General features: G+C 72.6%; 22 protein-coding genes. 13 read left to right on the top strand and 9 right to left on the bottom strand.

What is annotated here, in order from left to right:
• Positions 1–70: 70 nt before the first annotated feature.
• Together F1615_RS03235 and F1615_RS03230 are read right to left on the bottom strand one after the other, a co-directional pair.
• Positions 71–1219: a GGDEF domain-containing protein gene (locus F1615_RS03235; protein ID WP_149547329.1), complete on the bottom strand. Its 1149-nt coding sequence runs from the start codon at positions 1217–1219 to the stop codon at positions 71–73.
• 65 nt (positions 1220–1284) lie between these two features.
• On the bottom strand, positions 1285–2085 hold the full coding sequence (locus F1615_RS03230; RefSeq protein WP_149547328.1) for an enoyl-CoA hydratase/isomerase family protein: 801 nt from the start codon (positions 2083–2085) through the stop codon (positions 1285–1287).
• Positions 2086–2294: 209 nt separating this feature from the next.
• Between F1615_RS03230 and F1615_RS03225 the strand changes: the two genes are divergently transcribed.
• On the top strand, positions 2295–2900 hold the full coding sequence (locus tag F1615_RS03225; protein WP_167533647.1) for a hypothetical protein: 606 nt from the start codon (positions 2295–2297) through the stop codon (positions 2898–2900).
• On the opposite strand, the gene F1615_RS03220 is transcribed toward F1615_RS03225, so the two are convergent.
• Together F1615_RS03220 and F1615_RS03215 are read right to left on the bottom strand one after the other, a co-directional pair.
• Positions 2897–4006: an adenylate/guanylate cyclase domain-containing protein gene (locus F1615_RS03220; protein ID WP_149547327.1), complete on the bottom strand. Its 1110-nt coding sequence runs from the start codon at positions 4004–4006 to the stop codon at positions 2897–2899. The genes F1615_RS03225 and F1615_RS03220 overlap by 4 nt on opposite strands.
• Before the next feature lie 653 nt (positions 4007–4659).
• On the bottom strand, positions 4660–5529 hold the full coding sequence (locus F1615_RS03215) for a biotin--[acetyl-CoA-carboxylase] ligase (protein WP_149547326.1): 870 nt from the start codon (positions 5527–5529) through the stop codon (positions 4660–4662).
• A gap of 110 nt (positions 5530–5639) precedes the next feature.
• On the opposite strand from F1615_RS03215, the gene F1615_RS03210 reads away from it, so the two are divergent.
• The 4 genes from F1615_RS03210 (at position 5640) to F1615_RS03195 (ending at position 8459) form a co-directional block, all read left to right on the top strand.
• Positions 5640–7229 (top strand): acyl-CoA carboxylase subunit beta, encoded by a 1590-nt coding sequence (locus tag F1615_RS03210; protein ID WP_149547325.1) that lies wholly within the window; start codon positions 5640–5642, stop codon positions 7227–7229.
• 9 nt (positions 7230–7238) lie between these two features.
• Complete coding sequence (locus tag F1615_RS03205; RefSeq protein ID WP_149547324.1) at positions 7239–7448, top strand: acyl-CoA carboxylase subunit epsilon; 210 nt, start codon at positions 7239–7241, stop codon at positions 7446–7448.
• A gap of 230 nt (positions 7449–7678) precedes the next feature.
• Complete coding sequence (gene mmpB / locus F1615_RS36810; RefSeq protein ID WP_106979509.1) at positions 7679–7807, top strand: morphogenic membrane protein MmpB; 129 nt, start codon at positions 7679–7681, stop codon at positions 7805–7807.
• 31 nt (positions 7808–7838) lie between these two features.
• Positions 7839–8459 carry a Maf family protein gene (locus F1615_RS03195; RefSeq protein WP_149547323.1) on the top strand — a complete coding sequence of 207 codons (621 nt, stop codon included), beginning with the start codon at positions 7839–7841 and terminating at the stop codon, positions 8457–8459.
• Here the strand turns inward: F1615_RS03195 and F1615_RS03190 are convergent.
• Entirely contained in the window at positions 8428–8982 is a 555-nt protein-coding gene (locus F1615_RS03190) for a hypothetical protein (protein ID WP_149547322.1), read from the bottom strand. The two genes, F1615_RS03195 and F1615_RS03190, sit on opposite strands and share 32 nt — an antisense overlap.
• 365 nt (positions 8983–9347) lie before the next feature.
• Here F1615_RS03190 and F1615_RS03185 point away from each other — a divergent pair, with 365 nt between their 5' ends.
• On the top strand, positions 9348–11120 hold the full coding sequence (locus F1615_RS03185; RefSeq protein ID WP_149547321.1) for an acetyl/propionyl/methylcrotonyl-CoA carboxylase subunit alpha: 1773 nt from the start codon (positions 9348–9350) through the stop codon (positions 11118–11120).
• 524 nt (positions 11121–11644) lie between these two features.
• On the opposite strand, the gene F1615_RS03180 is transcribed toward F1615_RS03185, so the two are convergent.
• Both F1615_RS03180 and F1615_RS03175 read right to left on the bottom strand, forming a co-directional pair.
• The gene (locus F1615_RS03180; RefSeq protein ID WP_149547320.1) at positions 11645–12598 is read right to left on the bottom strand and encodes a DeoR/GlpR family DNA-binding transcription regulator; all 954 of its coding nucleotides are present in this window, start codon (positions 12596–12598) and stop codon (positions 11645–11647) included.
• A gap of 104 nt (positions 12599–12702) precedes the next feature.
• Complete coding sequence (locus F1615_RS03175; protein WP_149547319.1) at positions 12703–14151, bottom strand: NAD(P)H-quinone dehydrogenase; 1449 nt, start codon at positions 14149–14151, stop codon at positions 12703–12705.
• 97 nt (positions 14152–14248) lie between these two features.
• Here F1615_RS03175 and F1615_RS03170 point away from each other — a divergent pair, with 97 nt between their 5' ends.
• The 3 genes from F1615_RS03170 (at position 14249) to F1615_RS03160 (ending at position 17755) form a co-directional block, all read left to right on the top strand.
• The gene (locus F1615_RS03170) at positions 14249–14689 is read left to right on the top strand and encodes a gamma-glutamylcyclotransferase (RefSeq protein ID WP_149547318.1); all 441 of its coding nucleotides are present in this window, start codon (positions 14249–14251) and stop codon (positions 14687–14689) included.
• Between the two features lie 92 nt (positions 14690–14781).
• A complete protein-coding gene (locus F1615_RS03165) occupies positions 14782–15606 on the top strand; it encodes a purine-nucleoside phosphorylase (RefSeq protein ID WP_149547317.1) in 825 nt (274 codons plus the stop codon).
• Between the two features lie 514 nt (positions 15607–16120).
• Positions 16121–17755: a phospho-sugar mutase gene (locus F1615_RS03160; RefSeq protein ID WP_149547316.1), complete on the top strand. Its 1635-nt coding sequence runs from the start codon at positions 16121–16123 to the stop codon at positions 17753–17755.
• 70 nt (positions 17756–17825) lie between these two features.
• Here the strand turns inward: F1615_RS03160 and F1615_RS03155 are convergent, their stop codons facing one another.
• On the bottom strand, positions 17826–18548 hold the full coding sequence (locus F1615_RS03155; RefSeq protein WP_149547315.1) for a PH domain-containing protein: 723 nt from the start codon (positions 18546–18548) through the stop codon (positions 17826–17828).
• A 135-nt stretch (positions 18549–18683) separates the two neighbouring features.
• Here F1615_RS03155 and deoC point away from each other — a divergent pair, with 135 nt between their 5' ends.
• From deoC to F1615_RS03140, 3 genes are read left to right on the top strand one after another with little or no spacing between them, the layout of a single operon-like run.
• Positions 18684–19637 carry a deoxyribose-phosphate aldolase gene (deoC, locus tag F1615_RS03150; RefSeq protein WP_149547736.1) on the top strand — a complete coding sequence of 318 codons (954 nt, stop codon included), beginning with the start codon at positions 18684–18686 and terminating at the stop codon, positions 19635–19637.
• Positions 19638–19660: 23 nt separating this feature from the next.
• A complete protein-coding gene (locus F1615_RS03145) occupies positions 19661–21106 on the top strand; it encodes an aldehyde dehydrogenase family protein (RefSeq protein ID WP_149547735.1) in 1446 nt (481 codons plus the stop codon).
• Positions 21099–21989 carry an aldehyde dehydrogenase family protein gene (locus tag F1615_RS03140; RefSeq protein ID WP_149547314.1) on the top strand — a complete coding sequence of 297 codons (891 nt, stop codon included), beginning with the start codon at positions 21099–21101 and terminating at the stop codon, positions 21987–21989. Before F1615_RS03145 ends, F1615_RS03140 begins: the two co-directional genes overlap by 8 nt.
• Positions 21990–22073: 84 nt before the next feature.
• On the opposite strand, the gene F1615_RS03135 is transcribed toward F1615_RS03140, so the two are convergent.
• On the bottom strand, positions 22074–22412 hold the full coding sequence (locus tag F1615_RS03135) for a hypothetical protein (RefSeq protein ID WP_149547313.1): 339 nt from the start codon (positions 22410–22412) through the stop codon (positions 22074–22076).
• 127 nt (positions 22413–22539) lie between these two features.
• Between F1615_RS03135 and F1615_RS03130 the strand changes: the two genes are divergently transcribed.
• Positions 22540–23211 carry a uridine kinase family protein gene (locus F1615_RS03130; RefSeq protein WP_244328626.1) on the top strand — a complete coding sequence of 224 codons (672 nt, stop codon included), beginning with the start codon at positions 22540–22542 and terminating at the stop codon, positions 23209–23211.
• The last annotated feature ends 244 nt before the right edge of the window (positions 23212–23455 follow it).

Genomic DNA, 23455 nt, shown 5'->3' with positions numbered 1-23455 from the left:
ACGCAGTGAATTCGTTGATGTCACCCCCGGACAGGGCCCTCACCCCTTACCCGTGCGTCACAGGCGCCCCCTACGGGGAGTGCCGCCCACGGAACCGGCGCCGCTCCCCGTCCGCCGCCCGCGACGGCTCGTCCGCGAGCCGTACGACCGGATCCTCCGGTCCGGCCCGCCCGGCCACCACGGGATGACCGGCCCGCTCGGCCTTGGCGCGGTACTGCGCCGCGTCGGCCAGCCGGAACAGCCGCCTGGCGGAGTGCACCGGCCCGATGGGGTCCTCGGTGGACGCCACCCCGCAGGCGACCCCGTCCCCGATGCCCAGCTCCACGGCCCGCCGGCACACCTCGTCGGCCGCCTTGACGACCTCGTCGGCCGACGGCCCCACCGCCAGCAGACAGAACTCGTCCCCGCCCAGCCGCGCCGCCAGGGCGCCGGGCAGCATGGCCCCGCACAGCGACAGCACAGTCCCGAAGCGCTCCAGCAGCCGGTCCCCCACGGCGTGCCCCAGCGTGTCGTTGACCCGCTTCAGCCCGTTCAGATCGCACACCACCAGACTGACGACGACCCCGTCCCGCCGGTGCCGCTCGATCGCCTCGTCGAGCCGGGCATCCACGGCACGCCGGTTGGCCAGCCCGGTCAGCGCGTCCGTGAAGGCCAGCCGCCGCGCCTCCTCCAGCCGCTCGGTCTGCGCGAGCCCGGCGGCCACCACGGCGGCCAGGACCGTCGCGAAGTCCGCGTCACCCCGCCCGAAGACGGGCACACCCGCCGGCCGGGCCACGTACAGCTCGCCCCACGCCCGCCCGTGCAGCACGATCGGCGCGACCACACAGCAGCCGCGCCCCCGCCGCCTGAGCGCCGCGACCCGCTGGTGGCAGTACCCGGACCGCCCCGTCGAGGTGCCCTCGGCGGTCTCCACCCACGCGTCGGGCTCACCGCCCCCCGCCCACCGCTCGTGCAGGAATTCGGTGATCTCGGCGAACTGGTGCACCGGATAGGACTCGTCGTCGGGGAACTCCTCCTCGCCCTCGGCCAGCTCCCCGACGTTCACCAGCACCCGCAGCCGCCCGAGCTCCCGCTCCCACACCGACAGCGCGGCGAAGCTCCCGCCCAGCGCCCGGCAGGCCCCGCCGGCCGCGGCCCACCAGGACTCCCGCGAACTGTGCGCGGCGGCCATGCCCTGAGCCAGCGCCACGACGGCCGCCAGCCGGCTCTCCTCACCCATTCCCCCAGACTAGGGAGATTCGTGACCAACCGGGACATCAAGGATGTGAACGAGGCGGCACCCGGCTACTCCCCGGGCCACTGAGGCCTGCGCTTCTCGTTGAACGCGGCGACCCCCTCCGCCCGGTCCCCCGAGAACGCCACCGAGCGCCAGGCGGCATCCTCGACCTCGAGCCCGGCGGACAGATCAAGCCCGTGCCCCAGCCGCAACGCCCGCTTGGCCGCGCGCAGCCCCACCGGGGAGTTCGCGGCGATCCGGGACGCCATGGCGAGGGCCTCCTCCCGGTCCCGCCCCTCCTCCACCAGCTCGTCGACCAGACCCAGCTCCCGGGCCTCCCCGGCCTCCACCCGACGCGCCGTGAAGATCAGCTCGGCGGCCCGGGCCGCCCCCACCCGCCGGGGCAGCAACTGCGTACCGCCCCCGCCCGGGATCACCCCGACGGACACCTCGGGCAGCCCCATGACCGCCGTGCGGTCGGCGACGATCACATCGCACGACAGGGCCAGCTCGAACCCGCCCCCCAGGGCGAACCCGTGAACGGCCGCCACCGTCGGCACCGGCAGTTCGAGCACCCCGGTGTACGCCCCGCGCGCCACGGGACGCTGGCGCACCAGGTCGGCGTCGCTGAAGGAATTGCGCTCCTTCAGATCGGCACCCACGCAGAACGCCCGCTCGTGCGACGAGGTCAGCACGACGGCCCGCACCGCGCGGTCCTCCCCCAGCGCCGCACAGGCCCCGGCGATGGACCGGGCCATCCCGGTCGACACGGCGTTCATGGCCTTGGGCCGGTCGAGGACGAGCTCCGCGACATGTCCCCGCTCGTGCCGGCGCACCAGCACGAACTCCCCGAACCGTTCCTCACTCATGACACCCTCCGGTTAACGCGGGTTAACATCACTCGCCCCGATCATCGCAGCCGGCGCCCGCCCGGAAAAGGGCGCACGCCCGGGTTCCCCCGTCACCTCCCGCCCACCCGTTCGAGTGACATCCGGCGACTCCGGGCCCCGCTCCCCACGGCAGCGCGTAGCGTGCGCACACCGCGGCGCGTCGGGGGCGCGTGGCAGGGGAGGAAGCGATGACACCGAAGAGACCGCCGGCGCAGTCCGCGCCGCACACCGCCGAGCCGCCCGCCCGCACGGGTTTCCTCCCCCGTATCAGGGGCCGTCACCGCAAGCCCCGCCCCCGCAAGGTGCTGCTGGCCGCGGGCGGCCTGGCCCTGGCCGCGGGCGCCGTGAGCCTGGTCCGCCTGACCTCGGCGCCCGACGGCGGAGGGGACATCGGCGTGGAGGCAGGCCCGCACCCCACCCCGCCCGCGGGCACCACACGCTCCGGCACACCCCCTCCGAACACGACGGCCCCCGAGGCCAGCCCGTCCTCCCCCAAGGCCCTGGGCGGCAAGAACGAGACACCCCTCGCCCCGCCCGAGCCGTCGTCCGCGCCCCGAACCCCCACGGCCGTCCCGGAAACGACGCGTACGACAAGCCCCACCCCGCCCGCGCCCTCGACGAGCGGCCCACCCGGCACACCCCGCGCCCCCGGCCCCCCACCACCGGAGCACCGGGAGCCGCCCCCGCACCGACCGGAGAAACCCGCCCCCACACCAGAACCCACACCCGAGCCCGACCCGGGCCTGTGCGTACCGGTCATCGGCCTGTGCGTGGGCGGCGGATCACCCGACTAGAAAGAGGACGGAGCCCCGTTCCGGCGGGTGAGCAGCCAGGGCTCCACCACACCGAGCCCGCGCACCGGCCGCTGCCACATCGGCTGGAGCGCGAACCGGTACGTCGGCGGCTCCTCGCCCTCCTTCTCCGCCGCGGCCACCGCCTCGGCCGCCGCGGCCTCGGAGGCGGGCGCGTCACCGGTACGGATCAGTTCCTCGGCGAACGCGGTGTCGACGAGCACGGCGTCACGGGGAGCTATGGAGGTGAGCCGGGAGGCCAGGTTCACGGTCGTACCGAACACATCACCCATCCGGGTGGTCACCGTGCCGAACGCCATGCCGACCCGCAGCTCAGGCATGGTCTCGTCGTTCGCCATGGTCTCGATCAGCCGCATCGCGATCTCGGCGGCGGTACCCGCGTCGTCGGCGGCGTACAGCACCTCGTCACCCAGCGTCTTGATGAGCCGCCCGCCCCGCGCCGCGACCAGATCGGCGGCCGTGGTCTCGAAGGCCTCGACGAGCTCGCCGAGCTCCTCCTCCTCCATCCGCCGGGTCAGCCGGGTGAACCCCACGAGGTCCGCGAAGGCGACGGCCAGCCGCCGGTCGACCATCTCCTCGTCGTCGGCCCCCTGCACGACCCGCCCCGCCGAGGCGGCGAGCTGCCGCCGCCAGACGTACACCAGGAACTCCTCCAGCTCGGGGAGGAGCAGTTCGACGATCGGATAGGTGACCTCGGTACGGGTCATTCCCGGTTCGGGCGGCTCGGTCAGCCCCTCCAGGAACGAATCGATCTGCCATTCGGCCAGCCGTGCGGTGGTCTGCCCGGTGGACCGTGCCACCTGCACCGCCATGGCCTCGCTGAGCAGCCCCGCCTCCACCAGACCGGCGAGCCGGCGCAGCGCGAGTACGTCCGCCTCGGTGAGGGCCTTGGCCTGTCCCACGTCGGCGAAACCCATGGCCCGCCAGAAGCGGGTGGCCAGCTCCATGGTGACGCCGGCGCTGCGGGCGGCCTGGAACGGCGTGTAGCGGCGCTCGGCGCCCAGAATGAGCTGCTCGAGGCGCAGAGCAAGCGGATCCTCGCCGGCGCCCTGCGCGTCCGTTCCGGAACCCGAGTCGTCGACGGTCACGCGTTGCTGCCCTTCCGATCTGCCATGGCCATGTTTCGACCGGGCTCAACTCTACGGCAGGTGTGCGCCAGCTCACTCCGTTAGGTTGAGCCGAGGGGTGGGACCGCAGCCCGGTGCTTGCAGGGTGCCCCGTGCGGGTGCCGGCCGGGGGGTGTCCGCGCAGCCCGGCGCCTGCAGGGTGCTCCGCGTCGATGTGGTCCGGGCGAGTTTGCGCAGCCCGGCGCCAACGGGGTGCCGTCGCGCCCACCCGTGCCGCCCCAGCGGCACGACTGCCCGCGGAGAGGCGGCACGCAGAGGGGTACGGGGCGGCGCGACTGCCCGCGGAGAGCGGCGGCACGCAGAGGGGTACGGGGCGGCGCGACTGCCCGCGGAAGCGGTGGCGGTGGCGGCCTGCAGCCGCGTATGGCGCGTGCCGCGTGTGGCGCGTGCCGCGTGTGGCGGTGGGCGGCGCGCAGGCGCGTACGGCGCGGAGGGGACGGGGCGGGGGTGTGCGCCCGCAGCGGCTGGTGCGAGTCAGCGCCCCGCACCTCCACCGGGCAACCCGGTCGCGCCAGTCCGAGGACGTACACTCCCGACCCGGCCCCGACCCACCCACAACCCGTAGGCGCCACGCCCACCCCCACCGGACCGAAAGCTGCGCCGCAGGCATCCCGTCACGTGGCCGGCCGCAGGTGGACGATGTCACCCGCGCCCACCGGCTCCCGCACCCCCGACTCCGTGGCCAGCACCAGCCGCCCGTCACCGTCCACCGCGACGGCCTCCCCCACCAGTGCCCGGTCCCCCGGCAGCTCCGCCCGCACCATCCGCCCGAGCGTCGCGCACCCCGCCGCGTACGTCTCCTGCAAGCCGCACGCACCCGCGTCCCCACCCGCGGCCCGCCACCGCCCGTACCACTCCTCCAGCGACCGCAGCATCCCCCGCAACAGCGGATCCCGGTCCGTGCTCACCGCCCCCGCCAACGCCAACGACCCCGCCGTCGGCACCGGCAGCTCATCCGCCCGCAGGCTGACGTTGATCCCGACCCCGACCACCACGCCACCCTCCCCGGCGCCCTCCGCCAGGATCCCCCCGGCCTTGCGCTCGGCTCCCCCCACCGTCACCAGCACGTCGTTCGGCCACTTCAGCGCCGTATCGACCCCCGCCGCCCGCGACAGCCCCGTGGCCACCGCGACCCCCGTCAGCAGCGGCAGCCACCCCCACCGGTCCACCGGCACCTCCCGCGGCGTGAGCAGCACGGAGAAGAACAGCCCGGACCGGGCCGGCGCACTCCACTGCCGGTCCAGCCGCCCCCGCCCGGCGGTCTGCTCCTCGGCGACGAGCACGGCTCCCTCCCCCGCCTCCCCGGCCGCCGCCCGCGCCACCAGATCGGAATTCGTCGACCCCGTCCGCTGCACCACGTCCACCCGCGACCACAGCGCCCCCTCCCGCACCAGCCCGCGCCTCAACGCGCCCACGTTGAGCGGCGGCCGGTCCAGGTCGGACCAACGGTTCCGGTACGGCTCTGAAGCATCTCGCGGCGTCATGCAAGCCACCCTAGGTGTGGTAAACGCCGCACTGCCGAAGCGAAGGCCCCCCACTACGCTACGGATGAGTAACCGTCCCCCCTTTTGAGCAGGCAGGGAGCCGCATCCCGATGTCCGAGCCGGAAGAGCAGCAGCCTGACATCCACACCACCGCGGGCAAGCTCGCGGATCTTCAGCGTCGTATCGAAGAGGCGACGCACGCCGGCTCCGCACGCGCCGTCGAAAAGCAGCATGCCAAGGGCAAGCTGACGGCCCGTGAGCGGATCGACCTCCTGCTCGACGAGGGTTCCTTCGTCGAACTGGACGAGTTCGCCCGGCACCGCTCCACCAACTTCGGCCTCGACGCCAACCGCCCCTACGGCGACGGCGTCGTCACGGGCTACGGCACCGTCGACGGCCGCCCGGTCGCCGTGTTCTCCCAGGACTTCACCGTCTTCGGCGGAGCCCTCGGCGAGGTCTACGGCCAGAAGATCGTCAAGGTCATGGACTTCGCGCTGAAGACCGGCTGCCCGGTCATCGGCATCAACGACTCCGGCGGCGCCCGCATCCAGGAGGGCGTCGCCTCCCTCGGCGCGTACGGCGAGATCTTCCGCCGCAACACCCACGCCTCCGGCGTGATCCCGCAGATCAGCCTGGTCGTCGGCCCGTGCGCGGGCGGCGCGGTGTACTCCCCCGCGATCACCGACTTCACGATCATGGTCGACCAGACCAGCCACATGTTCATCACCGGCCCCGACGTCATCAAGACGGTCACCGGCGAGGACGTCGGCTTCGAGGAACTGGGCGGCGCCCGCACCCACAACGCGACCTCCGGCGTGGCCCACCACATGGCCGGCGACGAGAAGGACGCGATCGAGTACGTCAAGCAGCTCCTCTCCTACCTCCCGTCCAACAACCTCTCCGACCCCCCGGCCTTCCCGGAGGAGGCGGACCTGACGATCACCGACGAGGACCGCGAACTCGACACGATCGTCCCGGACTCGGCGAACCAGCCCTACGACATGCACACCGTCATCGAGCACGTCCTCGACGACGGCGAGTTCTTCGAGACGCAGCCGCTGTACGCGCCGAACATCCTCACGGGGTACGGCCGGGTCGAGGGCCACCCCGTCGGCATCGTCGCCAACCAGCCGATGCAGTTCGCCGGCTGCCTGGACATCACCGCGTCCGAGAAGGCGGCCCGCTTCGTGCGGACCTGCGACGCCTTCAACATCCCGGTCATCACGTTCGTCGACGTCCCCGGCTTCCTGCCGGGCGTGGACCAGGAGCACGACGGCATCATCCGCCGCGGCGCCAAGCTGATCTTCGCGTACGCCGAGGCCACCGTCCCGCTGATCACCGTGATCACCCGCAAGGCGTTCGGCGGCGCGTACGACGTCATGGGCTCCAAGCACCTGGGCGCCGACCTCAACCTGGCCTGGCCGACGGCCCAGATCGCGGTGATGGGCGCGCAGGGCGCCGTCAACATCCTGCACCGCCGCACCATCGCCGAGTCGGGGGATCCCGACGAGGCCCGTGCCCGGCTGATGCGGGAGTACGAGGATGCCCTCCTCAACCCCTACGTCGCGGCCGAGCGCGGATACGTCGACGCGGTGATCATGCCGTCCGACACTCGCCGCCACATCGTCCGCGGTCTGCGCCAGCTGCGCACCAAGCGCGAGAGCCTGCCCCCGAAGAAGCACGGCAACATCCCCCTGTAAGGAGCCGCTGTGATCAAGGTCGTACGGGGCAACCCGACCCCGGAGGAGCTGGCCGCCGCACTGGCGGTGGTCCGGGCCCGCGCCGCGGCGGCGTCCGCCGTGCCGTCCGGCGCGCCCGCACCCCGCGACTCCTGGTCCGACCCGTCCCGCATCGCCGCCCACCGCCTGCCCCAGCCGGGGCCGGCGTCGTGGTCGCGGACGTACTGGCCGGGCGCGTGACGACGACGGGCCGTACCCCCGGGTGCGGCCCGTCGCCCGCCACTCCGCGCGAGCCCTACCGGGCCTTCGCGGGACCGCCGCGGCCCTCGCGAGCCCTCGCGAGCCCAGGCCTTCGCGAACCCTCCCGGGCCTTCACGGGACCCCGCGGCCCTCGCGGGGCTCCCGCGCGCCGGCCAAGTTGAGTACGCGTACTCAGGCGCTTTCCCCCAGCTCAGCGCCACGCTGGTGGCATGCTGTGGTCCGACCCCGAGAACGAGCCGCCGAAGGAACTGCGGGACACGCAGGACATGCTGCGGCGGCTGGGCGTTCTCATGGCGCTGGCCATGGTGCTCGCGATGCTCGTGATCGGCGTGAGGTGAGGCATCCGGGCGACGTCGATACGCTGACCGCATGACAGATCAGCCGCGCCGCCGCCTCGTGCTCGCCTCCCAGTCCCCCGCCCGGCTCGGACTGCTCCGCCAGGCCGGACTGGCCCCCGAGGTGATCGTCAGCGGGGTCGACGAGGACGCCGTCACCGCCCCCACCCCCGCCGAACTGGCGCTCGCCCTGGCCGAGGCCAAGGCCTCCGTCGTCGCCGCGAAGCCGGAGGTCAAGGGTGCGCTGGTGATCGGCTGCGACTCGGTCCTGGAGCTGGACGGCCACGCCCTCGGCAAGCCCGCGGACACCGAGGAGGCCACCGCGCGCTGGAAGGCCATGCGGGGCCGCGCGGGCACCCTCCAGACCGGCCACTGCGTCTACGACACCCTCAGCGGAAGGTACGCCTCCGCCACCGCCTCCACCGTCGTCCGCTTCGGTGACCCCACCGACGAGGAGATCGCCGCCTACGTCGCCTCCGGCGAGCCGCTCCACGTCGCCGGGGCGTTCACCCTGGACGGCCGGTCGGCGCCGTTCATCGACGGCATCGACGGCGACCACGGCAATGTGATCGGCATCAGCCTGCCCCTGGTACGCCGTCTGCTGGCGGATCTGGGCGTCGGCATCACGGAACTGTGGGCGCCGCCGGAGGGGTGACCGGGGAGCGGCCGCTTCCGGTGCCGCTCGGGCCGTCCGTGCGGCCAGGTCCGTCCGTGTGACCGTCCGTGCGGTCCTGACCGTCCGTGCCGCCGGTGCCGCCCTCGGGAGCGGTGCCGGCGGACTCGCCTGAACGGCCGTCGTACGTCATCAGGAGCAACACGATGAGTCCGAGTGCGACCACCATGGTCAGGAACGCGGTCCAGCCGATCAGCCCCCACGCGAACGCGCCCAGCAGCCCGTGCACCACCGCGGCGCTGATCAGCAGCACCCGGCCGAGGCCGGCCGGAGCCCGGTCACGCAGCGCGACCAGCAGGGCCACCAGGCCGCACAGCGCGAAGTAGAGCCCGAAGACGACCCCGCCGATCTTCGAGGACACCGACATCATGTGCGGGTCGAGACCGGCGAGCGACATGTCCTGCCGGTCGACGACGACGCCCAGGAACCAGTTCACCGCCGCGATGCCGAGCGCCTCGGCGAACAGCACGAGCGCCACGACCCACGCCACCGGTCTGCGCACCACCGGCCCCCACCCACTTTCGAGCACGACTGCGGTTACCCCAGGTATGTTCGGGGCCGACGCGAAGGCTACTAACGGGTAAACGTCGGTACAAGGGTTCCGTGAAGGGCAAAGAATCATTGGGCCATTCGTAGGGACTCCACAAAGAAACAGAGTGGGCCGCAGCACGCCCTTACAGAGACCTTGACCACACAGGACGGCTAGGGTTTCCGGGAGGAGTCCTGCGTATCGCGGTGCGACAAGGGATTTCGCGGGTCGAGCGAGCCTCGTATCACGCTCCGTGTGGGCAAGCTCACCTCAGGGGACGGGTCGAAGTGCCGTGTCGGCAGTCCCTAAACTCGGCTTGTTTCAAGGAGGGAGCCTCAATCGTGCGCAAGGTGCTCATCGCCAACCGTGGCGAAATCGCTGTCCGCGTTGCCCGGGCCTGCCGGGATGCCGGAATCGCGAGCGTTGCCGTCTACGCCGACCCGGACCGGGACGCTCTGCATGTCCGCGCCGCGGATGAGGCGTTCGCCCTGGGCGGTGACACTCCGGCCACCAGTTACCTCGACATCGACAAGGTGCTGAAGGCCGCGCGTGAGTCGGGTGCCGACGCCGTCCACCCGGGCTACGGCTTCCTCTCGGAGAACGCCGAGTTCGCCCAGGCGGTGCTGGACGCGGGCCTGATCTGGATCGGCCCGCCGCCGCAGGCCATCCGCGACCTCGGCGACAAGGTCGCCGCCCGGCACATCGCCCAGCGCGCGGGTGCGCCGCTGGTCGCGGGTACACCCGATCCGGTGAGCGGCGCGGACGAGGTCGTCGCCTTCGCCGAGGAGCACGGGCTGCCGATCGCCATCAAGGCGGCGTTCGGTGGCGGCGGGCGTGGTCTGAAGGTCGCCCGGACGCTGGAGGAAGTGCCGGAGCTGTACGACTCGGCCGTGCGTGAGGCCGTGGCGGCGTTCGGGCGGGGCGAGTGCTTCGTCGAGCGCTACCTGGACAAGCCGCGGCACGTCGAGACGCAGTGTCTGGCGGACCGTCACGGGAACGTGGTCGTCGTGTCCACCCGTGACTGCTCGCTCCAGCGCCGGCACCAGAAGCTGGTCGAGGAGGCTCCGGCGCCGTTCCTGTCCGACGCGCAGGTCGCCGAGCTGTACTCGGCGTCCAAGGCCATCCTCAAGGAGGCCGGTTACGTCGGTGCCGGCACCGTGGAGTTCCTGGTCGGTCTCGACGGGACGATCTCGTTCCTCGAGGTCAACACGCGTCTTCAGGTGGAGCACCCGGTGACCGAGGAGGTCGCCGGTATCGACCTGGTGCGGGAGATGTTCCGCATCGCGGACGGTGAGGAGCTGGGGTACGACGACCCGGTGCTGCGGGGTCACTCGTTCGAGTTCCGCATCAACGGTGAGGACCCGGGGCGCAACTTCCTGCCCGCTCCCGGCACGGTCACGACGTTCGCCCCGCCGTCGGGTCCCGGTGTGCGGCTGGACGCGGGTGTCGAGTCCGGCTCGGTGATCGGTCCGGCGTGGGACTCGCTGCTGGCGAAGCTGATCGTCACCGGCCGCACCCGTAAGGAGGCGCTCGAGCGGGCCGCCCGTGCGCTGGAGGAGTTCCAGGTCGAGGGCATGGCCACGGCGATCCCGTTCCACCGTGCGGTGGTGAAGGATCCGGCGTTCGCTCCCGAGCTCACCGGTTCGGCCGATCCGTTCACGGTGCACACCCGGTGGATCGAGACGGAGTTCGTCAACGAGATCAAGCCCTTCGCCGCCGCGGTGGACGTGGAGGCCGAGGAGGACGCGGGCCGCGAGACGGTGGTCGTCGAGGTCGGCGGCAAGCGGCTGGAGGTCTCGCTTCCGGCGTCGCTGGGCATGTCCCTGGCCCGTACGGGTCTGGCGGCGGGCGCCAAGCCGAAGCGGCGGGCGGCGAAGAAGTCCGGTCCGGTCGCTTCGGGCGACACCCTGGCCTCTCCGATGCAGGGCACGATCGTGAAGATCGCCGTGGAGGAGGGGCAGGAGGTCAAGGAGGGCGACCTGGTCGTCGTCCTGGAGGCCATGAAGATGGAGCAGCCCATCAACGCGCACCGGTCGGGCACGGTCAAGGGCCTGAGCGCGGAGGTGGGGGCGTCGGTCACGTCCGGCGCGGCGATCTGCGAGATCAAGGACTGACCGGAGTCCTGCGACGTTCCTGGCGCCCGGCCGGGGTCCCTCACGGGGCCCGGCCGGGCGCGGGTGTGTATGGGGGGTGCCTGCGGCGCCGCTGCACCTCCGGTGGGGGTGGGCGTAGCGCCTACGGGTGGTGGGTGGGTCGGGGCCGGGTCGGGGGTGTACGTCCTCGGACTGGCGCGACCGGGTTGCCTGGTGGAGGTGCGGGGCGCTGACTCGCACCAGCCGCTGCGGGCGCACACCCCCGCCCCGTCCCCTCCTCGCCGTACGCGCCTGCGCGCCGCCCACCGCCACACGCGGCACGCGCCATACGCGGCTGCAGGGCGCCACCGCCGCCGCTTCCGCGGGAGTCGTGCCTCCCCCAGTGCCTTGAGGGCCTGGGAGGTGCCCCTACGGGCGATGGGGGTCCCCCCGCTCGAGCGAAGTCGAGAGTGGGGGAGGAGCCGAGAGTGGGGGAGGGTGGGCGTGACGGCACCCCGTTGGCGCCGAGCTGCGCAAACTCGCCCGGCCCACCCCACCGGCGGTGCTCAGCGTCTCCGCAGGTCGGCGACCCGTGCCCGCTCGGCCGTCGGCTCCGCCGCCCCCAGCGCCACAGCCGTACGCAGTCCGGGCCCCTGCCGCCGAGGCCCGGGAAGCGGCACATCCCGGCGCTGGCGGGCCGACGGCGGCCCTTCACCCCCCGCGCCCGCGGAACCTCCCGGCGCCCCCGCGACAGCGATCTGCACGCCCTGGTCCGCCAGCGCCTGCAACTCCGTCCCCGCACGGTCGTCGTGCGCGGGCGGCTCGTCCGTCACCAGCCGCGTGATCAGATCCGTCGGCACCGTCTGGAACATGGTGTCCGTCCCGAGCTTCGTGTGGTCCGCGAGGACCACCACCTCCGCCGCGGCCTGCACCAGCGCCCGGTCGACGGACGCCGACAGCATGTTGGACGTGGACAGCCCCCGCTCGGCGGTCAGGCCGCTGCCGGAGAGGAAGGCCCTGGACACCCGCAGGCCCTGGAGGGACTGTTCGGCACCACTGCCGACGAGGGCGTAGTTCGAACCGCGGAGCGTACCGCCGGTCATCACGACCTCCACCCGGTTGGCGTGGGCCAATGCCTGGGCCACCAGCAGGGAGTTGGTGACGACCGTCAACCCGGGCACCCGGGCGAGCCGGCGGGCCAGCTCCTGCGTGGTGGTACCCGCGCCGACCACGATGGCCTCGCCCTCTTCCACGAAGTTCGCGGCGAGGTCGGCGATGGCGGTCTTCTCGGCGGTCGCGAGATGAGACTTCTGCGGAAAACCGGACTCTCGCGTGAAACCGCCCGGAAGTACCGCACCGCCGTGCCGGCGGTCGAGGAGTCCTTCTGCCTCCAGCGCGCGCACGTCCCGCCGTACGGTCACTTCGGAGGTCTGGACGACGCGGGCGAGCTCACGGAGCGACACGGCCCCGTTGGCTCGCACCATTTCGAGGATCAATTGGCGACGTTCTGCAGCGAACACGAAACTGACAGTAACGCCAGCGACCGTCTGGTTTCAGCAGTTTGCGCTGAATAGCAGAAGTTGTTCGCACAGCCCCTTACCAAGTGGTATAGGACCTGGGGCCGTCAGGCCTCCGCGCCTGCCTTCCGCGTGTGCAACTGCCGTGCCACCTCGGCGATCGAGCCCGACAGCGAGGGGTACACCGTGAAGGCGTTGGCGATCTGCTCGACGGTCAGATTGTTGTCGACCGCGATCGAGATGGGGTGGATGAGTTCCGACGCGCGCGGCGCCACGACCACACCGCCGACCACGATGCCGGTGCCCGGCCGGCAGAAGATCTTGACGAAACCGTCGCGGATGCCCTGCATCTTCGCGCGCGGGTTGCGCAGCAGCGGCAGCTTCACCACCCGTGCGTCGATCTTGCCGCCGTCGACATCGGCCTGGGAGTAGCCGACGGTGGCGATCTCGGGGTCGGTGAAGACGTTCGACGAGACGGTCTTGAGGTTCAGCGGTGCCACCGCGTCGCCCAGGAAGTGGTACATGGCGATGCGGCCCTGCATCGCCGCCACCGAGGCGAGCGCGAAGACGCCCGTCACGTCACCGGCGGCGTACACGCCGGGGGCCGTGGTCCGCGAGACCTTGTCGGTCCAGATGTGGCCCGACTCCCGGAGCCTGACCCCTGCCTCGTCCAGGCCCATGCCCGCGGAGTTCGGGATGGCGCCCACGGCCATCAGACAGTGCGACCCGGTGATGACCCGCCCGTCGTCGAGGGTCACCTCGACCCGGTCCCCGACCCGCTTCGCGGACTGGGCTCGGGAGCGCGCCATGACGTTCATGCCGCGGCGGCGGAAGACGTCCTCCAGCACGGCGGCCGCGTCCGGGTCCTCGCCCGGCAGCACCCGGTCGCGCGAGGACACGAGCGTCACCTTGGATCCCAGGGCCTGGTAGGCACCGGCGAACTCGGCGCCCGTGACACCCGATCCGACCACGATGAGCTCCTCGGGGAGCTCGTTCAGGTCGTACACCTGGGTCCAGTTCAGGATCCGCTCGCCGTCCGGCCGGGCATCCGGGAGTTCGCGCGGGTGGCCGCCGGTCGCGATGAGCACGGCGTCCGCGGTGAGCGTCTCCTCGCTCCCGTCGGCGGCGCGGACCACGACCTTGCGCGACCCGTCGAGCGCCTGCATGCCCTCCAGCCGGCCGCGCCCGCGGAGCACCCGCGCGCCGGCCCGGGTCACCGAGGCGGTGATGTCGTGCGACTGGGCGAGGGCGAGGCGCTTCACACGCCGGTTGACCTTCCCCAGGTCCACGCCGACCACCCGGGCGGCCTGCTCCAGGGGCGGGGTGTCGTCGGCGACGATGATCCCCAGTTCCTCGTACGACGAGTCGAAGGTGGTCATCACCTCGGCCGTGGCGATCAGGGTCTTGGACGGCACGCAGTCGGTCAGCACCGACGCCCCGCCCAGGCCGTCGCAGTCGACGACGGTCACCTCCGCGCCGAGCTGCGCGGCGACCAGCGCCGCTTCGTATCCGCCGGGTCCGCCACCGATGATCACGATCCGAGTCACGTACTCCATTGTCCCGCACACTTCACCGTGCGACCGCCCGGGGGGCCGGGCCGTGGCCCCGCTGTTACCGGAGGGGCGCACGTTCCGGCTGCCGTACCCTTCCCCCATGTCGCTCTACGCCGCGTACGCCGGCAACCTCGACGCGCGGCTGATGTCCCGCCGCGCACCGCACTCGCCGCTGCGCGCCACCGGCTGGCTGAACGGGTGGCGGCTGACGTTCGGGGGCGAGCACATGGGCTGGGAGGGCGCGCTCGCGACCCTCGTCGAGGACCCGATCTCCCAGGTCTTCGTGTCCCTCTACGACATCGCCCCGATGGACGAGGAGTCCCTCGACCGCTGGGAAGGGGCGGGCGGCCTGGACCTCTACCGGCGCACGCGGGTCCGCGCCCACACCCTGGACGGCGAGGAGCCCGCCTGGACGTACGTCCTGAACAGCTACGAGGGCGGCCTCCCCTCGGCCCGCTACCTGGGCGAAATCGCCGACGCCGCCGAGTCCGCGGGCGCGCCCCACGACTACGTGATGGAGCTGCGCAAACGCCCCTGCTGAGGGCACCCCGCCGGAAACGACAAGACAACGATCGCCATCCCGTCCCCTCAGACATCTACGCGCGTAGGCGAAGACCGGCTACCCTCAACGGCGTGAACGCTTCTCTTCTTCCGGACGACATCCAGGGCGACCCGTACGCCGCAGCCGACGCCGCAGCCGTGCGCCTGCGCGAACTCACGGGCGCCGAGACCCACGACGTCGCCCTCGTGATGGGCTCCGGCTGGGCCCCGGCCGTGGACGCCCTCGGCACCCCCGAGGCCGAGTTCCAGGTCACCGAGCTGCCCGGCTTCCCGCCGCCGGCGGTCGAGGGCCACGGAGGCAAGATCCGCTCGTACCGCGTCGGCGCGAAGCGCGCCCTGGTCTTCCTGGGCCGTACGCACTACTACGAGGGCCGGGGTGTCGCGGCCGTCGCCCACGGCGTCCGTACGGCGGTGGCCGCGGGCGCCAAGACCATCGTCCTGACCAACGGCTGCGGCGGCCTGCGCGAGGGCATGCGCCCCGGGCAGCCGGTCCTGATCAGCGACCACATCAACCTCACGGCCACGTCGCCGATCGTCGGCGCCAACTTCGTCGACCTCACCGACCTCTACTCGCCGCGTCTGCGGGCGCTGTGCAAGGAGATCGACGCGAGCCTGGAGGAGGGCGTCTACGCGCAGTTCCCCGGGCCGCACTACGAGACTCCGGCGGAGATCCGGATGGCTCGGGTGATCGGGGCGGACCTGGTCGGCATGTCGACGGTTCTCGAGGCGATCGCCGCGCGGGAGGCGGGAGCCGAGGTGCTGGGGATCTCGCTGGTCACGAACCTCGCCGCGGGCATGACGGGCGAGCCGCTCAACCACGAGGAAGTCCTCCAGGCGGGCCGTGACTCCGCTACGCGGATGGGTTCGCTGCTGGCGCGGGTGCTCGGTCGCCTCTAGGCGGCCAGCCGAACGTGGACGGCTGTCCCACCCGTACCGGTGCCGTTGCCGGCCGGGGACCGCATCCGCCCGCCCGGCACCCCGGGCACCCGGCGTGGGTGCCGTCGCGCCCACCCGTGCCGCGGCACATGGCGACCGGCCAGGCGCGTGCAGCGCGTGGCGTGCGTGGCCACCGGCATCCGCACGTGTGGCTACCGGCAGCCGCGCGCATGGCGACCGGCATCCGCACGTGTGGCGACCGGCAGCCGCGCGTGGTGTGTGGCATGTGTGGTGGTGGGCGTGGCGCGGGCGCGTACGGCGGAAAGGGGACGGGGCGGGGGTGTCCGCCCGCAGTGGCTGGCGCGTCCGCGCCCCCGCCTCTTCAGCAAACGCAGTCGCGCCAGTCCGAGGACGGACACCCCCGACCCGGCCCCGACCCACCCACCACCCCCGGGCGCTACGCGCACCCCACCCCACAGACCGCTGCGCCGCAGGCATACGACCCCCACCCGACTCAACGAGAGGCTGACCGACCGTGCAAGACGACGCCCTCATCGCACAGGCCCAGGCGTGGCTCGCCGAGGACCCCGACCCGGACACCCGCGAGGAACTCGCCCGCCTCATCGACGCCGGCGACCACGCCGAGCTCACCGCACGCTTCAGCGGCACCCTCCAGTTCGGCACCGCCGGCCTCCGCGGCGAACTCGGCGCCGGCCCCCTGCGCATGAACCGCTCCGTGGTCATCCGCGCCGCCGCCGGCCTCGCCGCGTACCTCAAGAAGCAGGGCCACACCGACGGCCTCGTCGTCATCGGCTACGACGCCCGCCACAAGTCGCAGACGTTCGCGCAGGACACCGCCGCCGTCATGACCGGCGCCGGCCTCAGGGCGGCCGTACTGAACCGCCCCCTCCCCACCCCCGTCCTCGCCTTCGCCATAAGGCACCTCGGCGCGGTCGCCGGCGTGGAGGTCACCGCCAGCCACAACCCGCCCCGCGACAACGGCTACAAGGTGTACCTCGGCGACGGCTCACAGATCGTCCCCCCGGCCGACGCGGAGATCGCCGCCGAGATCGACGCCGTGGCCTCGCTCACCACGGTCCCCCGCCCCACGGAAGGCTGGGAGACCCTCGACGACACCGTCCTGGACGCCTACCTCGCCCGCACCACGCACGTCCTGGCGGAGAACTCCCCCCGCACGGCCCGCACCGTCTACACGGCCATGCACGGCGTCGGCAAGGACACCCTCCTCGCCGCCTTCGAACGGGCCGGCTTCCCCGCCCCGGCCCTGGTCACCGAGCAGGCGGACCCGGACCCGGAGTTCCCGACCGTCGCGTTCCCCAACCCGGAGGAACCCGGCGCGATGGACCTCGCCTTCGCGAAGGCCCGCGAGACGGGCCCCGACCTGGTCATCGCCAACGACCCCGACGCCGACCGCTGTGCCGCCGCCGTCTGGGACGGTGCCGACTGGCGCATGCTGCGCGGCGACGAGGTCGGCGCCCTGCTCGCCGCCCACCTGGTCCGCCGCGGAGCGACCGGCACGTTCGCGGAGTCGATCGTGTCGTCGAGCCTCCTCGGCCGCATCGCCGAGAAGGCCGGCCTCCCCTACGAGGAGACCCTGACCGGATTCAAGTGGATCGCGAGGGTCGAGGGCCTGCGCTACGGCTACGAGGAGGCCCTCGGCTACTGCGTCGACCCGGACGGCGTACGCGACAAGGACGGCATCACGGCGGCGCTGCTCCTCACGGAACTGGCCTCCGAGCTCAAGGAGGACGGCCGTACCCTCCTCGACCTGCTCGACGACCTCGCCGTGGAGCACGGCCTGCACGCCACCGACCAGCTCTCGGTCCGGGTGAAGGACCTCGGCCTCATCGCCTCCGCGATGCGCCGCCTGCGCGAACAGCCGCCCACGGAGCTGGCCGGCCTGCGCGTCACCAGGGCCGAGGACCTCACCGAGGGCACGGAGAAGCTCCCGCCCACGGACGGCCTCCGCTACACCCTGGAAGGCGCGCGGGTCATCGTCCGCCCCAGCGGCACGGAACCGAAGCTGAAGTGCTACCTCGAGGTGGTGGTCCCGGTCGCGGCCAGGGCCGGCCTCCCCGAGGCCCGCACGCGGGCGACGGCGCTCCTCGGGAGGATCAAGCAGGACCTGTCCGAGGCAGCCGGCATCTGAGCAGAACCCACGCGGGGCGCACCCGCCCCGCGTGGCCCACTCCCGCGTCACCCGGCCCCCGCCGCCTCACTCACCCCACGGCCAGCAGAACCGCCAGCAACACAGCCCCGGCCACGGCCGGCCCGGCGATCTCGTAGGCCCATCGCACGGTCACCTCGCCCTGCGCCGCCTCGGCCTCCTGCCGCCGCTCGTGCAGCTCGCGCATCTCGGCCATGGCCCGGTCGCTCTCGGCCTGCCGAGGCGCCGCGGGAACGCCCCCGGGACCGAACCCGCGGCCGCCCCCGCGACCCCCGCGGCTGCCGCCCCCGGCCCCGGCCCTCCCGCCGTCACCACGAGCGGCCTGCGCCGCCACCCGCGCCTCGTGCCGGGCCGCCTTGCTGCGGGCCCGCAGGGAGACCGGCAGGGCCCACAGCTGGTACTTGGTGCCGGAGTCGTCGACGACCTCGTTGGAGAACCCGGACCGCAGCGAGGCGACCTGCCCCCAGGGCAGCACGATCACGCGGAACGGGTTGCGGACGCGCAGCCGGTCGTCGTTCACGTAGACGGCGGGGCGCACGGTGTAGGCGACGACCAGCGGGACGAGCAGGAGCATCGTGGCGAGGGCGAGCCAGGGGGTGCGGCCCTCTCCGGCGACCACGGCGTCGATGCCGAGCCAGCCGATGATGGCGAGCAGCAGCACACCGCCGACGATGCCCGCGGGCGAGCGGTAGATGCGGTCCTGGTACTGGGGCGCCGCGGGCCCGGAGGGCTTCGAGGGCTCCGGGTCAGGCGACTGGTGCTCGGGGGTCGTCATGCTCCCGATTCTGCACGACGCCCCCGGAGACCTCGTACGCGGTGGAGACCGCGCACCGCGAGCGGCCGCGGGCCCACGAGATGCCTCCCGGGGCTGTACAGCCGCTACGCGCGTAGATATGCTCGTCTGGTGACCATGCCCACCACTGCACCGAACGCTCTCAGCGACGTCACCGCGTCCGACAGCACACTGCGCCGCTTCCTCCACGGGCTGCCCGGCGTCGACGCGGTCGGCCTGGAGGCGCGTGCCGCTTCCCTCGGCACCCGCTCGATCAAGACGACCGCGAAGGCGTACGCCATCGACCTCGCCATCTCGATGGTCGACCTGACGACGCTGGAAGGCGCGGACACCCCGGGCAAGGTCCGGGCACTCGGCGCGAAGGCGGTCCGTCCCGACCCGACCGACCGCACCACCCCCTCCACGGCGGCGGTCTGCGTGTACCCCGACATGGTGGCCACGGCGAAGGAGGCCGTCGCCGGCTCCGACGTCAAGGTCGCCTCCGTCGCCACCGCCTTCCCGGCCGGCCGCGCCCCGATCGCCGTCAAGCTGGCGGACGTCCGCGAGGCCGTCGCCGCCGGTGCGGACGAGATCGACATGGTCATCGACCGCGGGGCGTTCCTCGCGGGGCACTACATGAAGGTGTACGACGAGATCACCGCCGTGAAGGAGGCCTGCGGGACGAACGCCCGCCTCAAGGTCATCTTCGAGACCGGCGAGCTCTCGACGTACGACAACATCCGCCGGGCGAGCTGGCTCGGCATGCTGGCCGGGGCCGACTTCATCAAGACCTCGACCGGCAAGGTCGCCGTCAACGCGACCCCCGCGAACACCCTCCTCATGCTGGAGGCGGTCCGCGACTTCCGCGCCCAGACGGGCGTCCAGGTCGGTGTGAAGCCGGCCGGCGGCATCCGCACGTCGAAGGACGCCATCAAGTTCCTGGTCCTGGTCAACGAGACCGTGGGCGAGGACTGGCTGGACAACCACTGGTTCCGCTTCGGCGCCTCCTCGCTGCTGAACGACCTGCTGATGCAGCGCCAGAAGCTGGCCACCGGCCGCTACTCCGGCCCCGACTACGTGACGGTGGACTGATCCCCATGACCACGGAAAAGACCATGGACAAGCGGTCATCCGCATTCGAGTACGCACCGGCGCCCGAGTCCCGCTCGGTCGTCGACATCGCCCCGTCGTACGGCCTGTTCATCGACGGCGAGTTCACCGAGGCCGCCGACGGCAAGGTCTTCAAGACCGTCTCCCCCTCCACCGAGGAGGTCCTCTCCGAGGTCGCCGAGGCCGGGGAGGCGGACGTCGACCGCGCGGTGAAGGCCGCCCGCAAGGCGTTCGAGAAGTGGTCGGCGCTTCCGGGCTCCGAGCGCGCGAAGTACCTGTTCCGCATCGCCCGGATCATCCAGGAGCGCAGCCGCGAGCTCGCCGTCCTGGAAACCCTCGACAACGGCAAGCCGATCAAGGAGACCCGTGACGCGGACCTCCCCCTGGTCGCCGCGCACTTCTTCTACTACGCGGGCTGGGCGGACAAGCTCGACCACGCCGGCTACGGCGCGAACCCGTGCCCCCTCGGTGTGGCGGGCCAGGTCATCCCCTGGAACTTCCCGCTCCTGATGCTGGCGTGGAAGATCGCCCCGGCGCTCGCGACCGGCAACACGGTCGTCCTGAAGCCCGCCGAGACGACCCCGCTCTCCGCGCTGTTCTTCGCGGACATCTGCCGTCAGGCGGGCCTGCCCAAGGGCGTCGTCAACATCCTCACCGGCGACGGCCGCGCCGGAGCCGCGCTGATCGCCCACCCGGACGTCAACAAGGTCGCCTTCACCGGTTCGACCGCCGTCGGCAAGCAGATCGCGCGCACGGTCGCGGGCACCCGCAAGAAGGTCACCCTCGAACTGGGCGGCAAGGGCGCCAACATCGTCTTCGACGACGCCCCGATCGACCAGGCCGTCGAGGGCATCGTCAACGGCATCTTCTTCAACCAGGGCCAGGTCTGCTGCGCGGGCAGCCGCCTCCTGGTCCAGGAGTCGATCCACGACGAACTCCTCGACTCCCTCAAGCGGCGCCTCACCACCCTCCGCCTCGGCGACCCGCTGGACAAGAACACCGACATCGGCGCGATCAACTCCGCCGAGCAGCTGGCCCGGATCACCGCGCTGGCCGACCGGGGCGAGGCGGAGGGCGCCGAGCGCTGGTCCCCGGCCTGCGAACTCCCGGAGAACGGCTACTGGTTCGCGCCGACGCTGTTCACGAAGGTCACCCAGGCGCACACGGTCGCCCGTGACGAGATCTTCGGCCCGGTGCTGTCGGTGCTGACCTTCCGTACCCCCGACGAGGCGGTCGCCAAGGCCAACAACACCCCGTACGGCCTGTCGGCGGGCATCTGGACGGAGAAGGGTTCGCGCATCCTGGCGGTCGCGAACAAGCTCCGCGCGGGCGTGATCTGGTCCAACACGTTCAACAAGTTCGACCCGACGTCGCCGTTCGGCGGCTACAAGGAGTCGGGCTTCGGCCGCGAGGGCGGCCGCCACGGCCTGGAGGCGTACCTCGATGTCTGACGCACGACTTTCCGTACTGAAGACCTACAAGCTGTACGTCGGCGGGAAGTTCCCGCGTTCCGAGAGCGGCCGGGTGTACGAGGTGACGGACTCCAAGAACAACTGGCTGGCCAACGCCCCGCTCTCGTCCCGCAAGGACGCCCGTGACGCGGTCGTCGCCGCACGGAAGGCGTTCGGCGGCTGGTCCGGCGCGACGGCGTACAACCGCGGCCAGATCCTCTACCGGATCGCGGAGATGCTCGAAGGCCGCCGTGACCAGTACGTCGCGGAGGTCGCCGGCGCCGAGGGGCTGTCGAAGTCCAAGGCGGGCCTCCAGGTGGACGCGGCGATCGACCGCTGGGTCTGGTACGCGGGCTGGACCGACAAGATCGCCCAGGTGGTCGGCGGCGGCAACCCGGTGGCGGGCCCGTTCTTCAACCTGTCCTCGCCCGAACCGACGGGCGTGGTCGCCGTGCTGGCCCCGCAGGAGTCGTCCTTCCTGGGCCTGGTCTCGGTGGTCGCCCCGGTGATCGCGACGGGCAACACGGCGGTCGTGGTGGCGTCCGAGCGGTCCCCCCTCCCCGCCCTGTCCCTCGGCGAGGTGCTGGCCACCTCCGACCTGCCGGGCGGCGTGGTCAACATCCTCTCCGGCCGTACGGCGGAGATCGCCGCCCCGCTGGCCGCCCACCAGGACGTCAACGCGATCGACCTGGCGGGCGCCGACGAGGCGCTGGCGAAGGAGCTGGAGATCGCGGCCGCGGACAACCTCAAGCGGGTTCTCCGTCCACAGCCTGTGGACGACTGGTCGGCGACTCCCGGCACCGAGCGCATGACGGCGTTCCTGGAGACCAAGACGGTGTGGCACCCGACGGGTTCCCTGGGCGCGTCGGGCTCCGCCTACTGAGCGGCGCCCCACCCACAGCCGGAGCGCCGTGTCCCTCCTCCGTCCGGGAGGGGCACGGCGCTCCGGCGCCGCGCACCCGCCCGGTCAGCTCCTCAGCAGGTCCGTCGCCTGTCCGGCCCCCGGGATGCTGTCGACCGACGGCGCCTGGGCGACCGGACCGGTCACCTCCCGGGAGTCCACCGCCCGGAAGTCGGCGACCTGCGTGCTGACGCCGTTGTCGAGCGGGTCGACGCCCGTGCCGGCGAGCGGGTTGGGCTTGAGGTCCGCGACCGTACCCACGACCTGGCCGGCATCGCCGAGGGGCGCCTCGGAGTCCGCGGCCGCCGCCGTGGCCGCGCCGGCGCCGAGGGCCACGCCCGCGGTCGCGAGGGCCGCCAGGACGCGTCGGGCGGTCGGCGTCGTGGGTGCCTTGTGTCGGGCCATCGCTGTGCCACCTCTTGCTTCGCTGAGTGATCGGGTCGACGCGAAGCGTAGTTGAGATGTGACGCGCGCTTCAAAGCCGCACCTCGGGGTCGTGGGCCACCCGAACGATGCCTCACACTGGTGTCCCGTGAGTTCCCAGTCGCCCATATCCGCGCGAGTCGTGCTGCTCTGCGGCCCCTCCGGCTCCGGCAAGTCCCTTCTCGCGGCCCGCTCCGGCCTCCCGGTGCTGCGTCTCGACGACTTCTACAAGGAGGGCGACGACCCGACCCTCCCCCTCGTCGCGGGCACCTCGGACATCGACTGGGACGACCCCGGCTCCTGGGACGCGGACACCGCCGTCGCCGCGATCGAGCGGCTGTGCCGGACGCGTCGTACCCAGGTCCCCGTCTACGACATCTCACTGAGCGCCCGTACGGGCGAGGGGACCGTCGACATCGGCGGGACCCCGCTGTTCATCGCGGAGGGGATCTTCGCCGCGGAGATCGTCGACCGCTGCCGCGAACGAGGGCTGCTGGCCGACGCGCTGTGCCTGAGCCGCGGTCCGGTGCGGACGTTCCGGCGGCGCTTCCTGCGGGACCTCAGGGAGGGCCGCAAGTCGGTGCCGTTCCTGCTGCGCCGCGGCTGGCGGCTGATGCGGCTGGAGCGGGCGATCGTCGCCCGCCAGACGGCGCTGGGCGCGTACGCGTGCGACCGGGACGAAGCACTGGGCCGCCTCGCCGCCGCGGCGGTCTCCGGACGTACGGCGACGGGTGCCGGTGCGACGTCGGGTACGAGCACCAGCACCGGCGCGCCGGCCTAGCGGGAGGCGCGTACGCGGTGACCCGCGCGCACGAGCCACACGCACACGAAAGGCGGGACTGGGCGGGCCCCCCGGCCCCTCCAGTCCCGCTGTTTCGCACTCCCCCGTGATCCCCCGTGATCCCCCCGGATCCCAGGGGTCCCCCGTGACCCCCTTGTGCTTCCCCCTCTTGTTCCCCCGGATCCCCCGATCCCCCTTGCCGCGACGACGTCCCCCGGCGTCCCCGCGGTTCCCCCGTTCCCCC

The sequence above is a fragment of the Streptomyces marokkonensis genome (genome assembly GCF_008312835.1).
Lineage (GTDB): Bacteria > Actinomycetota > Actinomycetes > Streptomycetales > Streptomycetaceae > Streptomyces > Streptomyces marokkonensis_A.
The sequence above is the reverse complement of the archived record's forward strand: the minus strand, read 5'-3'. Positions and strand labels throughout refer to the sequence as shown.